Source organism: Methanolinea mesophila (assembly GCF_017873855.1).
GTDB classification, from domain to species: domain Archaea; phylum Halobacteriota; class Methanomicrobia; order Methanomicrobiales; family Methanospirillaceae; genus Methanolinea_B; species Methanolinea_B mesophila.
Window position 1 is genome coordinate 58,903 of record NZ_JAGGKR010000002.1, and the last position, 15,270, is coordinate 74,172.

Sequence of the window (15,270 nt, forward strand, 5' to 3'; positions counted from 1 at the left end):
GAAAGACGGATGACGGCGAAGATCAGGGCGGAGTGGGATCCGCTTCGAAAAGTAGTTATCCACCGCCCGGGAATCGAGATGTTCTTCGGCCTGCTTGAGCCCTATGCTTCGCTCTACGAGCGGGCGTTCTCCCGTTTCGGAGCCCGCAGGGAGCACGAACGCCTGGAGTACATTCTCCGGTACGAGTTCGGCGTCGAGGTGCTCCACTTAAAGCAGGCCATCCTTGACCAGGCTGACAGGAACAGCCGGGTCCGGGACCGTCTTGTCGAACGTGCGGAACAGTCGATATGTTTCGGAGGCGATACGGAAGGCGCCGCCCTGGCGAGAAAGGACCTGGAGCGGAACATTCCCCTCCTGGACAGCGGGCACTTCTTCAACATCCTCCTTCTAGCCCCGGGTATCGAGATCCGGGCCGGTGAAGGAACGCGGGCCATACACCTCAACATCACCGAGCGGGAGCCCCTCTCCAACCTCTATTTTATGCGGGACCAGCAGGCGGTAACCGACAGGGGTATCGTGCTCGGGTCCATGTCCAAGCCGCAACGTCGGAGGGAGCCCGAGCTCACAGGACTCCTCTGGGAGATTCTCGGGCTGCCGGTGGTGCACGAGGTTCAGGCGCCGGGGACGTTCGAGGGAGGCGATTTCATCCCCATGGGGGAGTTCGCGTTGCTCGGGACAGGGGACCGCACGAACGAAGAGGGAGTTTCACAGGTCCTCGCACATGGTGTCGGTTTCGACGAGGTCGGGGTGGTCAGCCGGCCCCGGCACCCTCTGATCTCCGGGGATCGTGATGATCCCATGATCGACATGCACCTCGATACCTACTTCAACGTGGCATCCCCGGGGGTGGCGGTGGGATCGGAAACCCTGCTCAGGCAGGCCGAAGTGCGGGTTTACTACCGTGAGGGCGAGGGCCGATACACGAACGATCCCGGCAGAACGACGACCCTGCACGATTATATAAGGGAGAAAGGGTTTGAGATCATCGATATCACCACCCTCGAGCAGATGGCGTACGCGTCCAACTTCCTCTGCATCAGGGAGGGGCAGATTCTTGCCGTCGAGGTGGACCGGACCGTCCCCGATGTTATCGGGAACCTGAAAGCAAAGGCCGGACGCGACCCCGGACGGTACGGCAAGCTCCTCTCGCAGGTTGAGCAGGACTACCGTTATCTCAGGAACGAGGGCCAGTTTTTCCCCCACAAAAAAGAGATTTACCAGCACGATATAGACGCGTATCCCTTTACCCTTGAGAATCTCACCGGTGGGTACGGCGGGGCGCATTGTATGACCTGCGCATTGAAACGTGGATAAACGGATGGAAATAAGGGGGTTTCCCGCCAACGGAGTGCAGACCGGAACCTGATCCGGGAACACCTCCACTTTTTCAAACCTGGTACTGATGCACGGGTTATCCGGAGGGTTATATTTCTTCATCGCACGGAACTCATCTCGTAGGGAGGGAACCGATGTTCGGAAAAAATTCACAGTCAGGGTACCACGAATCACTGCCGGGAATCCGGCAAAAAACTCTTGTCTGGGGAGAAAAGACACTCATGACCGAGTTTATCCTAAAAGAAGGATCGACACTCCCCCCGCATTCGCACCCCCACGAGCAGACAGGGTACCTCGTCGAAGGGCACCTTACCCTCATCGTCGCGGGCGAGGCGAGGGAGGTGTTTCCCGGCGACAGCTGGGCCATACCGGGGAATGTCGTGCATTTGGCCGAAGTTCACCGGGATTCAACGGCGATCGAGATCTTCTCCCCGGTAAGGACCGAGTATCTCCCCACGGAGCAGTTATCAGATCTTTAAAAAGTTCGGAAGGTGGAGATCCCGGCACTACACCGGGCTTCGGATAAATTTGTCATCAGCTCCGCGATGGGCGGATGTTGGAGAGGATTCCCCTGCAGCCCGGGGTGAACGACGGGCCGGCGGTGGGCGGTCCCCGGTGCGATTCCCACGGTGAGTGCAGGAACCGTTTCAAACGACAGGAAATTAGAAACTATCTACTTCGGTTCCGGTCTGCCGTCCGCCCGCAGGATTTCTGCATAAAGTATTTTCACCCCCGCGGCGAAAGACCCGTGTATCGTCTATGGCCGTCATATTCCAGATCGACATCGTCGATGCCTTCCTGATCCTCCAGTACCTCCTGGCCCTGGGTGTGATCTTTTACGAGCGAAGAAACCCGAACTCTGCGCTGGGATGGGTCCTGGTCCTGGTGGCGATCCCCGTCGCGGGGCTGTTCCTCTACCTGTTTTTCGGACAGGACTTCACCAGGAAGAAACTCTTCTCCCTCAAGGAAGCGGACGACATGGACCTGCAGGATACCATCCGGGCGCAGAAGAAAGAACTGGAGAACCTTGACCTCAAGGGGCTGGATCCCAGGATCGGCACCTTCCTCCCCATGGTCAGGATGTTCCTCGAGGACAACCGGGCGTTCCTCACCAACGACAATTCTGTAAATGTCTTTACCGACGGGACCGCAACATTCGAGGCGCTCTTCGAGGATATCAGGAATGCCCGCCATCATATCCACCTTGAATACTATATCATCAGAGACGACCCCCTTGGAAGAGAACTCGTACAGCTCCTCACCACGAAGGCCGGGGAAGGCGTGGAGGTGCGGCTCCTCTACGACGCCATGGGGATGAAGATAAAAAAGAAAGGTCTTGCGAAGTTCGAAGCCGCAGGAGGCATGCACGCCGCATTTTTTCCCAGGATCTTCACACTCAATTACCGCAACCACCGGAAGATCGTGGTGATCGACGGGAAGGTCGGTTTCATCGGCGGGTACAACGTAGGCGACGAGTACCTTGGAAAGGGGCCTCTCGGGTACTGGCGGGATGCGGCCCTCAGGATGGAGGGGACGGGAGTGCTCGGGCTCCAGACCCGTTTTTTCATGGACTGGAACTACGCCGCGGGAGAAGATCTCTCCTATACCCGGGACTATTTCCCCGAGGTGGAGTATCCCGGTCATTGCCACATGCAGGTAGTCTCAAGCGGTCCAGACAACCGATACAACCCCGTCAAGGAGGGCTACCTGAAGCTGGTGGCGAGCGCGAAAGAAACGCTCTACATCCAGACCCCGTACTTCATCCCGGATGAGAGCGTCTCAGATGCGCTCCGGATCGCGGCACTCTCCGGTGTGGACGTCAGGATCATGATCCCCTGCAAGCCCGACCATCCGTTCGTGTACTGGGCTACCTATTCGTTCATCGGGGATCTCCTCGATGCGGGGATCAAGGCGTATACCTACGACAACGGGTTCATTCATGCCAAGACCATAGTGGTGGACGGGATCGCCGCTTCGGTAGGCAGCGCCAACTGGGACGTGCGAAGTTTCAAGCTGAACTTCGAGGCGAACTCGTTCCTCTACGACGAGGATATCGCGGGAACACTGAAACGGGCCTTCGAGGAAGATCTCCCGAAGTGCACCGAGATCACCATGGACCTCTACCGGAAACGTTCGAGGAGGATAAAGTTCAAGGAGTCCATATCGCGCCTGGCCTCGCCGCTGGGATAATCCGAAGAATCTTAATTTTTTACCAGCCGGACACCGCTTCTTCTGCGGCAATCCGTATCGGGAATATCCCATCCGGCAGGGAAGGGCCTGTAGTCGTAGCTGCCTTTCCGAAACGGTGAAATTCGGGCCGGGGACCTGGACAGGGATTGGGTGGAGACCGGAGTGCAGGAGAAATATTTATCCCCGGCGCTCCTGTGAAGTGTGTGGCAAACGGTAAGGTCCGGAGGGTCCTCGGGATCGATGAAGCCGGCAGGGGAGCCGTAATCGGCCCGCTGGTTATCTGCGGTATAGTGTGCCGGGAGGACAGGACGGATGACCTGGTCGCATCCGGGATAAGGGACTCGAAATGCCTGAAGCCCGACGAACGGACCCGTGTATGCCTGGCTGCGAGGTGCCATATCGATGACATGCTCTATATTGTCCTTACCCCGCAGGAAATTGACGCGAGTGTCCGGAAGCACCAGTTGAATGTGCTGGAAGCGAAGGGGATGGCGGCCATCATCAATACTCTCGAGCCCGACCTGGCGATCATAGATTCGGTGGAACGTGTCCGCCCGGGCGTTGTGGAGGCGGGTCTTGGGATCCGGAACTTCCGCCACCTTATCGAGGCGCTGGTACAGAAAGAGGTGCCTATTGTCGCAGAAAACCACGCCGACAGGAACTATCCCGTGGTTGCCGCGGCATCGGTCTATGCAAAAGTGAAAAGGGACGAACTGGTCGCATCGCTCTATGAGAAGTACGGTGAGGACTTCGGGTCCGGCTATCCCACCAGGAGGACGTTCCAGTTTCTCTCGGAGTATTTCCGGGAACATCACCATTTTCCCGAAGATATGCGCACGAACTGGAAGACCCGGAAAAAGATCGAGGAGTACCTTACCCAGCACGATCTCGGGGAGTTCATCCCCCGGTGAATTTCCCGATAATGGTTCGCAGGGGAATCAAGACCCATAATGCGGGATGGAATCGATATTCTCCCGGGAAGTTCTTCCTCAATCCTCTGCCGGCAGTCTTATGGGGAAGAGTGTGCGGGCAACGAGAGTGAAATCCGTGAACGCCGGGAAAGTCTACTTTATCGGGGTCTGAACCACCCTACGATTTATTAAGGACATCTCCTTACAAAGAACAACATATGGCCTCCGAGATCTTTTCCACGGTGGAGTTCCAGATGGTGCTCCTCCTCTTCATCGCCCTCGCCGGGTACATCCTGGCAACCCGGGTCAACCAGTCGGCGGTGGTTGGAGAGATACTTGTAGGCTTGATCATCGGGCCCAGCGTGCTCGGATGGATCACCTACACCGATATCGTCCAGACGCTGGCGGGGATCGGGGCAATCATCCTTCTCTTCGTGATCGGGTTTGAGTTCGAGTTCAAAGACCTGTTGAACGCAAAGTACGTCGTTATCGGGGCGGTAGGGATTGTCATTCCCTGGATCGGGGGTTACGCGACGGCCCTCGCATTTGGGTTCGATATGGCGAGCGCCATCTTTGTAGGTACCGCGCTCACCGCCACCAGCATCGCCATTACCGCGAATGTGCTCAAGGAGATGGGTGTTCTGGACACCGAGGTCGCGAAAGCGATTATAGGGACCGCGGTGATCGACGATATCCTCTCACTCATGGTCCTTGCCGTCACCGCCGACGTGGCAACCGGCTCGGTCTCGATCTTTTCGGTGGGGGTTGTGCTGGTCACAGAAATCGTGTTCATTGTCGCAGCCGCGGCGATAGGGCTCTTCGTCCTGGCCCCCCTGCTCGAGAGAGTGGACCACACTCATATCGCCCAACTCTACCCGGAGTTCGTCTTCATATCAGCGGTTATGATCGCATTCCTGTATGCTACAGTCGCTGAAATCCTGGGGATATCCGGGATTATAGGCGCCTTCATCGCCGGGGTCTCGCTCAAGAGCGTGGGACTCGAGCACTCGCGGAGTATCCGCGACAGCGCGGAGGCGCTCTATATCATTTTTGCCTCAATCTTCTTCATCTCGCTTGGGATACTCGCAGATATCCACGCACTTACCGGACCGATCCTGATCTTCCTTCTTGTCCTAACCGTGGTGGCAGTAATCACCAAACTGGTCGGGTGCGGACTCCCGGCCAGGCTGCTCGGGATGAACACGCGGGACTCCCTGATCCTGGGGTTCGGTATGTCACCGCGGGGCGAAGTGGCGATGATAGTGGCCCTGCTGGGGCTGAGCCTCGCCCTGATCGGGCAGGACATCTTCGTGGCCATCGTGATGATGAGCCTGCTCACCACGATCATCACCCCGATCATCTACCGGAACTGCTTCTTCCGGGGGACGTGCGGAAAGGATGACGTAAAGCCCGGCACCCCTCCCGATTGGGAGTGAGGTGAGAAGACGCCCTTTTTGTTGAAATTCTCCAGAACGAATCGTCCTGTTATCATCCTGAATAAGGAGATCATCTTGCGTACTCTGAAAAAAACTGCGTTCCATCTTCGCTGATGAACGTACAAGAACCTGAAAAATAGTTATATTCCTGTCGTCATTTCACCATCCGCAACGGGATTGTAAAACGGTCGAGGGGTGAATGCGATCCCAAATCTGTCCAGGGATCCAGGACCCCGATTGAAATGTCCGGAATATTTTTTCAGACCAGGTGGCCGGGGAGACGTCGGCCTGGGGATCCCCGGTATATACGAATTCCTCTACTGAACAAAGACATCCCTCGTGGCACCCGGAGGTGACCACGCCGGATGGAGGCTGGATACCTGGATATGCCGGGAGAAGACCGGAGGAACTTGCGGATTGGTATGTAATTCCGTCAGCCACGAGCGTGTGGGGATTATCCTGGACAGAGAAGGCTGTGGCCTGGAACGGAATAATGGCAAGGGCCAGGGCGCAGCACAGGAACAGAATAGTGATAGGGATTTTCATATAGTTCACCGGAACAGTATATCGGGAGATTTTATTATTACAAAAAAAATTCTGATCCCTGTGGGTAAACGTTGAACCACAAGGATACATCGTGGGAAGATTTACGTAAAATGGGATTATTTTGGTGAATGATCCTTTTCTATCGTAGTCATTTATGGTGGTTCCGGTCCAGAACATCTATGGGAGACAAAGATGAAAAAGGGAACATTTGCAGCTTTTCTTGCAGCCCTGCTGGCAGCGGCGCTCCTGTGCGGATGCACCACACCTGCAGGAACCGGGACTACTGTATCGGGGACGGGGAATGTGGTGTTTAATGATCTCGAGGGGGGCTTCTACGGGATCGTCGCATCCGACGGGACGAAATATTATCCCCTGAACCTGCCGGAGGACCTCCGGCACAACGGCCTCCCGGTCACGTTCACCGGGACCGTCGAAAAGGATGTGGCAACTACCGTCCAATGGGGGATGCCTATCCTGCTGACCTCGATCTCCGCCACCGGGACACCGATCCCGACCGGACCCGGATCAGTTTCTATGGAGGAAAGCCAAACAATCGCGGATAATTACGTGCGGAACATGCCCGAATACACCAATTACTCCGGGAAAAACCTCATGCTGGTCGAAAACCTCACGCTCAAATGCCCCTCCTGCTACCAGTTCAGCTATACCTTCGATATGGTGTCCATGAAAGATCCGGATGTGATTGACCGGACGACCGTGGAAGTCACCATTTCGGAAGGGAAGGTTAACCAGGTCCTTATCGGCGAGGGTCTCCCTGCCGGCCTTATCACGGTCGGGGAATTCCTGGACAACCCGATCCCGGGAACACGGGTCAACGTCACCGGGAGAGTTTCAGACCTTGGAATAATGAACTGTCCCTGCTTTATCCTCACGTCGGGCGGAGCATCGGTCGAGGTATGGTATTCGGTCATGGTGACCTCCGCTGAGTCGGAAAACCCGAACGTTGATATCAGCGCCATCTCGAACGGCGACCACGTCATCGTGCGGGGGATGGTAGTCCCGGTCGAGGCCGCGGGGGCACCGTTGAGGCTCCAGGCATCAGGGATAGAGAAATTGTGATAAAGGGAGTTTTTTAAATATTCCCGCCTTTCGGCCGGAAGGCTCCCGTGATCAGCTCCCCGGAAAATGCTTCCGGGACCTTGCCGGTCTTGGCATACCCGTAGAGAGCGGCGGTAAAAATTCCTCTCAGTGCAGAGTAGAGCACCCCGGTAACGGCAAGGACCAGGACGAAGAGCGCCGCCATGGGAATGATGAATGCACTTGCCGCGATCGCCGTCCAGATCGTCACGAACAACACCAGGATCGCAGGGATCCACACGAGCCCGAGCCCGATACTCCCTACGATGTTCTCACCCCACGTCCGCTTGAACAGTCCCATGGACTCCTTTATCGCATCGATGACCCCTTTCTCCTCGAAGATCATCACCGGGATCACAAAGAAGGTCACCAGGCTCCACGCGGTCCCGAGGATCCCTGAAGCGACGGAGCCTGCGACCCCGCCCCGGTTTCGGAGAGCCGAGAGGACCAGACCGACCGTTGCCGAGATGAGGGCCCAGGCCGCGATCTGGCCCAGGTGCCCGCCCGCGTGAGAAAGCCCGTCACGAATAGTGGGATCCCCGCCGGTAAGCCGGATGTACGCCGCAGCGATCAAGGCGGTGTTAAAGAAAATGACCACGAAGTAGGTCAAGAAATAGAATACAAAGAGGAGCATGATCCAGGCCACCGGGCCGACGATGCTTCCCAGCAGCCCGGAGAAGAGGAGCGGGAGGATGAACGAGGCGATGATGAGAACCACCGCGATACCGGATACCAGGGGGAACACGAGCAGCTCCTTGTCCTTCGAGAGCACGCTCCAGCTCTCTTTCACGAGCTGCCAGCTCCTGGAGAATGTGCCAGCCATGAGAGATCTCACATCTCGTTCCCTATAATACGTTATACAATGAAACGACGTTAAGGAACGGATAGGAGGCAAATGGATGGATCGGGGGGTTCTGCCGCGCCCTGACTTCCTCTTTTCGCATATAAATCCCGTTTCGGATTGTGAACCGGATCGCTATGCAGCCATGGTGAACCTCGACCTGCATCTCCAAAATGTATACCTTTGTCCATGTTTCCGGCCAAAGGAGAAGTCGCGAATTCTCTCGAATGATCCGGGTTCTCATGGCGAAACACCGGGACGACTTCGCACCGGTCAGACCTGCAAGGGGATCCCAGTTCCGGCCTGCTGCCGCGATCTCCAGCTGTACCGATAAAAATCTCTGAAGATCCTGCAATCTGCCCAGGCCTTGAATGAGAGTTCCAGAAGGTTGATATCTGTTCACCAGGCTATAGTACTTAACCGAACGGTTCGAATTCGGACTATCGTATTCCGGGCATGATATGACAGGAATCTGGAAGTTTGCGGGTAAAGGAGGGAAAGAAAGGGGTCTTTTAGCCCTGTATATCCTCCATGCTCTGGACACGCGTCCCGGCACGGGGTACGATCTCCTGAAGGAGATCGAGGAAAAGACCGGGGGACAGTGGGTGCCGAGCAAGGGGACCCTCTACCCGGTCTTAAAGCAGCTCGAGGAGGAGCGGTTGATAGAACTCTCCGAGACCGGTTCCCGGGCCAAGAATATCTACGTCCTGACCCCGAAGGGAAGGAAAACGCTTGCCCACATCAAGGAGCACCGGAGAGGGCCGGGAGAAAAACTGGTCGTATACCAGACCCTGCTCGCCGAGATCTTCGGCCAGGAAAAGATAGTCCTCATGAGTCTCGGAATGGAGATTCACGCCCTGATCCACGACCTGCCACCGGAGAAGGAGCACGACGCAATAACCGTCATGGAAGAGTGCATTAGCAGATTGAAGAATATTTAGAGGAATTTATGCCAGCAATAGAAGTTACGGACCTCACCCGGTCATTCGGAGACCTGGTCGCGGTCGACCACATATCGTTCCGTATAGAAGAGGGAGAGACCTTCGGCCTTCTGGGCCCCAACGGGGCGGGGAAGACTACCACCATCTCCATGCTCTCCACGATCCTGGAACCGACCTCGGGGCACGCGAACGTAAACGGGCTCGACATTGAAAAGGATCAGGACGGGGTCAGGAGGTCCATCGGGATAGTCTTTCAGGACCAGAGCCTCGACGAGGAACTGACCGCCTACGAGAACATGGACTTCCACGCCAGGCTTTACCGGATCGAGAAGTCTACCCGGGATGAGAAGATCATGAACCTTCTCCGCCTGGTTGGGCTGGATGACCGGAAAGACGACCTGGTGAAGACGTATTCCGGGGGGATGCGACGGCGGCTGGAGATCGCCCGCGGGCTCCTCCACGAGCCGAAGGTCCTCTTCCTCGACGAGCCCACCCTGGGGTTGGACCCCCAGACCCGGAACCACCTCTGGGAGTATATCGACCGGCTGAACCGGGAGAAAGGGATCACCATCATCCTCACCACCCACTACATGGAGGAGGCGGACCGGCTCTGCCGGAGGGTTGCCATCATCGACCACGGGAAGATCATCGCGATGGACACCCCGGCACGGTTGAAAGAACAGATCGGCGGCGAGGTCATCACCGTCAGGTCACCTGAACCCGGGGGTATCTGCCAGAGCATCCGGGCCCCCTGGGTCCAGCACATCGAGAAGCACGAGGACTCGGTAACCATCAGTGTGCAGAACGCCGAGGAGCACATCACCGAGGTGGTGACGATCCTCACCGGCAACAAGATACCCATCCGGTCGATCGCTATCAGGAAGCCGACCCTGGAGGACGTGTTCCTCCACTTCACGGGCCGGACGATCCGGGCGGAAGAAGCGGGGTCGAAAGAGGCGATGAGGATGATCCACCGGGCATTTACGAGGCGGTAACATGGACATCATCCACGCCATATGGCTCCGGAGCATGAAGCGGTACCTGCGTTCGAAGAGCAGAATCGTCGGCAGCCTCGCGATGCCGGTGTTCTTCCTCCTGTTCCTTGGGTTCGGGCTGAACTCGGTGGTCAGTATCCCGGGCATGGGACAGGACTACATCGGGTTCCTTATCCCGGGCATGATTGCCATGAGCGTCCTCTTTACCTCGGTCTTCTCCGGCATCCAGATCATCTGGGACAAGCAGTTCGGATTCCTGAAAGAGACCCTGGTAGCCCCGGTCTCACGGCTGGAGATCATGCTCGGCCAGACCGTCGGGGGGGCATCGACCGCGTTTGTCCAGGGAGTGTTCATCATGGTCCTTTCCCTGTTCCTGGGCATTAACATCCAGGATGCGTTCGGGTTCCTGCTCGCGTTCGTGTTCATGATCCTCATCGGGATCGCCTTCACGGCATTCGGGATCGCCATCGCCTCAAGGATGGAGGACATGCACGGGTTCCAGCTTATCATGAACTTCGTGGTCTTCCCGATATTCGGTCTGTCCGGGGCGCTCTTCCCCATCGACAGCCTCCCGGAGTTCATCAAGCCGATAACCCTTCTCGACCCGCTGACCTACGGGGTGGAAGGCATCCGCTACGGGCTGACCGGGGTGTCCCAGATCAACCCGGTGATCTGCCTCGCAGTGCTTGGCGGGTTCGCCGTGGCGATGACCGTTATCGGGGCGTTCTTCTTCAGGAAGATCAAGATATAATCCAATCCTCCTTTATAGAATCCGATCCTTTGCGCTGAGAATTTCCCCTAAAGACAGGAAATCCTGATTTTAATGAAACCGTTTTTTCCCGACGGTCTCCTGACAGGGCCCTGGAGCGTTAATATGAGGAAAAAAACAGATGCAGACCCGTACGGGATCGGGCGCTACCCGTTCTCATCCGGATGCTTTACATTACCCCTGGCAATGCTTGCAAAGACCCCGAACAGGCAGAGCACGGTCATCACGATGAATATCAGGTGAAGGCTCTCCAGGAAGAGCGGGTAGACCTCGGGAGTGACTACGACCCGCCCCATAACCAGGGAAAAGATCATCATCACGAGAGCCATGCTGGTCATCTGGCCTATCGCCCGCATGGTCGCAACCATGCTCGACGCCACGCCGTAGTGTCTCCGGTCCACCGAGGACATGATCGCATTGGTATTGGGAGACGAGAACAATCCGTATCCCAGCCCGAGCAGCATCAGCACCCCGACGACAAAAACGAGCGGGGCATTATCCGTGAGGAAGATGAAAAGGAACAGGCCTGTGGTGGTAAGCGCCATTCCCGCGCTCGCAACGGTCCGGGGTTCGATCCGGTCCGAGAGCCTCCCTGCGAGGGGGGAGAAGACCGCCTGAACCACGGGCTGGGCGACCAGGACCAGGCCTGCGGCCTCGGGAGAAAAACCCCTGGTATACTGGAGGTAGAGGGAGAGCAGGAACGTCACACCGTAGGTCGCCGCGTAGTTAATCATCGCCGCGAGGTTGGAGAAGGTGAACGTCACATTTCCCGAGAAGACGCTCAGGTCGAGGACGGGGCTCGTGCTGCGGTGTTCCCACCAGAGAAATCCCGCGAGGAGCGAGATCCCGACTGCAAGCCAGAAGGCGGATCCGGGTTCCGGAACAAGTGTCAGGCCGTACATTATTCCGAAGAGTGCGAGGGCATAAAACGCGGAACCCGGAAGGTCGAACCGGGCCCCGCGAGCCTCGGCCCACTCGCTCTTCACGTGCGTCCGGGTGATGGAGAAGACCGCGATCCCCATGGGAACAATGACCAGGAAGATGCTGCGCCACCCGAGGTATGCGGTGAGGACGCCCCCGATGAACGGGCCGAGCGAGAGGCCGGTATAGACCGACGCAAGGGTGATGCCGAGCGCCCAGCCCCTCTTGTCTGGGGGGAACACCGAGACCACGATGGCGACGGAGGTGGTGAAGATCAGCGCACCTCCCGCTCCCTGCAGGACCCGGAATGCGATGAGAGCTTCAGGGGACCAGGCCAGGGCTGCGAAGAGGCAGGAGACCGTCATCAGGGCGATCCCCGCAAGAAAGAGCTTTTTCCGGCCCACGATATCCGCAAATCTCCCGAACGGGACGATGCAGATTGCGGTGGCCAGGACGTAGCTGGAGACGATCCATCCGAGGACTACCGCATCGAGCGAGAACTCCTTTCCGATCGCGGGGAGCGCTACGGTGATGGAGGAGGTGAGGTAGGGGACGAAGAACGAGGCGATCGTGGCGGTCGCCAGCACGATCCCCTGCTCCGTCGCCCGTTTCATGAGATGAAAGTTCTGACACTGATCATTGATAACATATGGCAACCCGTGTCACGGCTGTCAACCGGGCAGGAAGAGCCAAGGCCAGGGTTTCCTGTTCACGAATAAGAGGAAATTGAGGGGAAAGAGGAATATACGTTGTGGACGTCGTTTGGTACAGGGCCCAGGGAAGGAGTGCCATCGCCGGGTCGCGCACAGGAGGATGATCGCTCCTGCAGATATCGTTTCCCAAAAAAAACCACGTTTGTCCGGTTAGCAGCCGTTATCCGGGGTCGTAAGGTACTCCATCACCCGGGCGATGACCTCCGCGTTCCGGGGGAGGTGGATATGGCAGTACCGATCGGGAGGTGAAACCGCCGGTTCCGCGTGTGCCGGCAGTATCACGTGCTCCGCACCGGCGAGCCAGGAGTCGCGGTGAGGGACGATCCCGTCCCCGGAATAGGTCTCGTTCCACCCCTTGCCGGGCAGGTATTCCCAGGTCCGGCCCTCGAACGGGGGAAAAAACTCCGGCTTCGAACACGGGTTTTCAGAAAGGATCATACGGTACGCGATATCCTCGCGGGTACCCGACTCCTTTAAGCGGGCGATCGTCCGGCTTTTAAACCGGAACTCCCTCACTATCCTGTCTTCGCCCGGTTCGAACCCCGGGGGGACGAAGGAACCCGTGAGCCGTTCGATGATCCCGGGACCCTGATCGGGGTCGAAAAAGAGTTCGGCAAGGGCTGAACCGTTGTTGGGGGGGGCAAGCCCGATGAGCTGGCGGACACGTTCGGACCGTTCCTTCCCGTCGATCACCTCGATAAGATACCTTGCGATACACCCCCCCATGGAATGGCAGACCAGGTCGATCTCGCCCTGGTATCGTGCGGCATCCCTCCTTTCTCTGAGGTAGTCCTGCAGGAGATAGGCGATCTCGCCGGGATCCCGGTTTCCGCATTTATCGTGCGAAAAATTCCATACAGGGATACCCCTCTCTTCAAGCAGGGGGACGAGGCGGTTCCAGACCCCCGGGTGGCTGTTCCATCCGTGGACCAGGACAACGGGACGAAGGATCATCTGTCCTGGATAATCGACCTGAACTACCAAATGGGTTTTGATCGGAGAAAAGAAGAACCAGGCACTCCCGGGTGCGAAGAGCTATGCGTGCCGGTCGGCCGGCAGGTTCGCATTTCGCAGGAAATGACGTGAAACTAATCACTGCCGGGTCGGCGCGACAGTGTTCGCCTGATCCGGCGATCAGGGATTGATATTCTCCCCGATCTCCTGCACTCTCCCCACGATACCGCTTGTCAGCCGGACTTTTATTCCGTGGGGGTGAAAGGAAGAACCGGTCAGGATCGCACCCACCGTGCCGGTGGTGATTTTGCCGCTCGCCTGGTCCTTCTTCTGTACGACGCCTACGGTCGTGCCCGGTACTATGTTCTTTCTCTGACGGCCGTCTTTATCCTGTTTCACCCGAATTTCCCCTGTGATCTTACCGGGAACAATCCCCGGTCCGCCGGATTGGAACGTCGATTCGATACCAAGCGGGTATGTACTTCCGGTAATTATTGTGCCGGTAAGATTTAGACCAATCGAATTCTGCAAATTAAATTATTCATTGCCAGGGGCCGGGGCACGCGATAAAAAATATCAGATTGCCCGGGTGACCCGAAAATCATGGAAAAATCCGGTAGTTTATCGGAATAAGGAAAATGCAGGGGGAAGTATCCGTCGCCGATACCCGATGCCGCGGATATACCTTCCAACGGATCACCAGGTTTATTTTTCTGATCATTTCTGATCCTGTGCAGGTACCGCCGGCGAACTTCGTTCCCGATCAATGCCGAAACAGGTAATGGGGTGCCGGATGGTTCGGTGAGGGCTCAGTCGGGGCAGCGACATCACCCATCTTCCGGGATGCACGTAAATCTCCCTCTTCCTGGCCGGGTGATCAGGTCACGAACGGAACAGGGCAAGATAGAGCCCGAGCACGAACAGGAATGCAAATGCGATGCCCGCTGAAACCAGGGGATTCACCATCGCGGAGAACAGCACCACGAATGCGGCAGCAATGGAGACTCCTGCTTCGACGTGATTTTTACTCACCATCATCCCCATATCCGGCATTTGTCCTATTGAACTTTTGTAAACGAGCAGGAACCGGTGATCGATACCAGAGCACCGATCCTCTGCGAAATTCCACCTGCATTCTCTGCAATTCCGCGGGAGCATACGGAATTTAATCCCGGTTATTCGGAGATCTCTTCATTCTTTGTGGCGTTTCGAATGAAATTAAAATCTTCATCGGTCGCGTTTATCTCGTAAAGTATCGGTCCGAAACAGATCTTCTCGAATGGCAGGAGTATCTTTTTCTTCTTTATCTTGAATCCGACCAGCATGGGGGCCTGAAGCAGCACGGTGATACATTTGAACCTGAAATTCGGAGGTATTTCGTAATATTCGCTGCAATTTTTGCGGATGTACTCATTGATCTCTTCTGCCGTGGTATCTTTCATTACCACCGCTGCCCGGAGCTTGTTGATGCAGCGTTCGGTTGAAACCATCTCCACAATATGCACAATTTCAGCAGATAACTGGATCGTTCCTGGCCGGGACCGGTACAGTTTCACAAGTATCTCCCACCACCTCCCGCCTTTCCCGTTTCCCCAAACCTAATTTGGAGGGAACGTATAC

At 56.8% G+C, this 15,270-nt stretch carries 16 protein-coding genes; 10 read left to right on the forward strand and 6 right to left on the reverse strand.

Features of this window, described 5'->3' with window-relative positions; genetic code table 11:
• The first annotated feature begins 9 nt into the window (after positions 1-9).
• The 7 genes from J2741_RS11735 (at position 10) to J2741_RS11765 (ending at position 7,498) form a co-directional block, all read left to right on the forward strand.
• Entirely contained in the window at positions 10-1,314 is a 1,305-nt protein-coding gene (locus J2741_RS11735; protein WP_209675790.1) for an arginine deiminase family protein, read from the forward strand.
• 242 nt (positions 1,315-1,556) lie between these two features.
• Complete coding sequence (locus J2741_RS11740) at positions 1,557-1,814, forward strand: cupin domain-containing protein (RefSeq protein WP_209675792.1); 258 nt, start codon at positions 1,557-1,559, stop codon at positions 1,812-1,814.
• 280 nt (positions 1,815-2,094) lie between these two features.
• Positions 2,095-3,525, forward strand: a complete 1,431-nt coding sequence (gene cls / locus J2741_RS11745; protein ID WP_209675794.1) for a cardiolipin synthase — start codon at positions 2,095-2,097, stop codon at positions 3,523-3,525.
• Between the two features lie 194 nt (positions 3,526-3,719).
• On the forward strand, positions 3,720-4,436 hold the full coding sequence (rnhB, locus tag J2741_RS11750) for a ribonuclease HII (protein WP_209675796.1): 717 nt from the start codon (positions 3,720-3,722) through the stop codon (positions 4,434-4,436).
• 218 nt (positions 4,437-4,654) lie between these two features.
• Positions 4,655-5,872: a cation:proton antiporter gene (locus tag J2741_RS11755; RefSeq protein WP_209675798.1), complete on the forward strand. Its 1,218-nt coding sequence runs from the start codon at positions 4,655-4,657 to the stop codon at positions 5,870-5,872.
• Positions 5,873-6,140: 268 nt separating this feature from the next.
• On the forward strand, positions 6,141-6,422 hold the full coding sequence (locus J2741_RS11760; RefSeq protein WP_209675800.1) for a hypothetical protein: 282 nt from the start codon (positions 6,141-6,143) through the stop codon (positions 6,420-6,422).
• A gap of 188 nt (positions 6,423-6,610) precedes the next feature.
• Positions 6,611-7,498, forward strand: coding sequence for a hypothetical protein (locus J2741_RS11765; RefSeq protein ID WP_209675802.1), 888 nt, complete (start codon positions 6,611-6,613; stop codon positions 7,496-7,498).
• A 13-nt stretch (positions 7,499-7,511) separates the two neighbouring features.
• Here J2741_RS11765 and J2741_RS11770 read toward each other — a convergent pair whose 3' ends face one another.
• On the reverse strand, positions 7,512-8,339 hold the full coding sequence (locus J2741_RS11770) for a DUF6159 family protein (protein WP_209675803.1): 828 nt from the start codon (positions 8,337-8,339) through the stop codon (positions 7,512-7,514).
• A gap of 479 nt (positions 8,340-8,818) precedes the next feature.
• Between J2741_RS11770 and J2741_RS11775 the strand changes: the two genes are divergently transcribed.
• Genes J2741_RS11775 through J2741_RS11785 form a run of 3 tightly spaced genes read left to right on the forward strand, consistent with a single transcriptional unit; the run spans position 8,819 to position 11,044 of the window.
• Entirely contained in the window at positions 8,819-9,298 is a 480-nt protein-coding gene (locus J2741_RS11775; protein ID WP_209675806.1) for a PadR family transcriptional regulator, read from the forward strand.
• An 8-nt stretch (positions 9,299-9,306) separates the two neighbouring features.
• Complete coding sequence (locus J2741_RS11780; protein WP_209675808.1) at positions 9,307-10,293, forward strand: ATP-binding cassette domain-containing protein; 987 nt, start codon at positions 9,307-9,309, stop codon at positions 10,291-10,293.
• Between the two features lies 1 nt (position 10,294).
• Entirely contained in the window at positions 10,295-11,044 is a 750-nt protein-coding gene (locus J2741_RS11785) for an ABC transporter permease (RefSeq protein ID WP_209675810.1), read from the forward strand.
• Positions 11,045-11,208: 164 nt separating this feature from the next.
• Here J2741_RS11785 and J2741_RS11790 read toward each other — a convergent pair whose 3' ends face one another.
• The 5 genes from J2741_RS11790 to J2741_RS11810 form a co-directional block, all read right to left on the reverse strand.
• On the reverse strand, positions 11,209-12,597 hold the full coding sequence (locus J2741_RS11790; RefSeq protein ID WP_209675813.1) for an MFS transporter: 1,389 nt from the start codon (positions 12,595-12,597) through the stop codon (positions 11,209-11,211).
• 249 nt (positions 12,598-12,846) lie between these two features.
• The gene (locus tag J2741_RS11795) at positions 12,847-13,650 is read right to left on the reverse strand and encodes an esterase/lipase family protein (RefSeq protein WP_209675815.1); all 804 of its coding nucleotides are present in this window, start codon (positions 13,648-13,650) and stop codon (positions 12,847-12,849) included.
• Between the two features lie 180 nt (positions 13,651-13,830).
• Positions 13,831-14,049: a YwbE family protein gene (locus tag J2741_RS11800; RefSeq protein ID WP_209675817.1), complete on the reverse strand. Its 219-nt coding sequence runs from the start codon at positions 14,047-14,049 to the stop codon at positions 13,831-13,833.
• Positions 14,050-14,532: 483 nt separating this feature from the next.
• A complete protein-coding gene (locus tag J2741_RS11805; protein ID WP_209675819.1) occupies positions 14,533-14,703 on the reverse strand; it encodes a hypothetical protein in 171 nt (56 codons plus the stop codon).
• A gap of 122 nt (positions 14,704-14,825) precedes the next feature.
• Positions 14,826-15,140 carry a DUF1894 domain-containing protein gene (locus tag J2741_RS11810; protein ID WP_209675821.1) on the reverse strand — a complete coding sequence of 105 codons (315 nt, stop codon included), beginning with the start codon at positions 15,138-15,140 and terminating at the stop codon, positions 14,826-14,828.
• Positions 15,141-15,270: the final 130 nt, after the last annotated feature.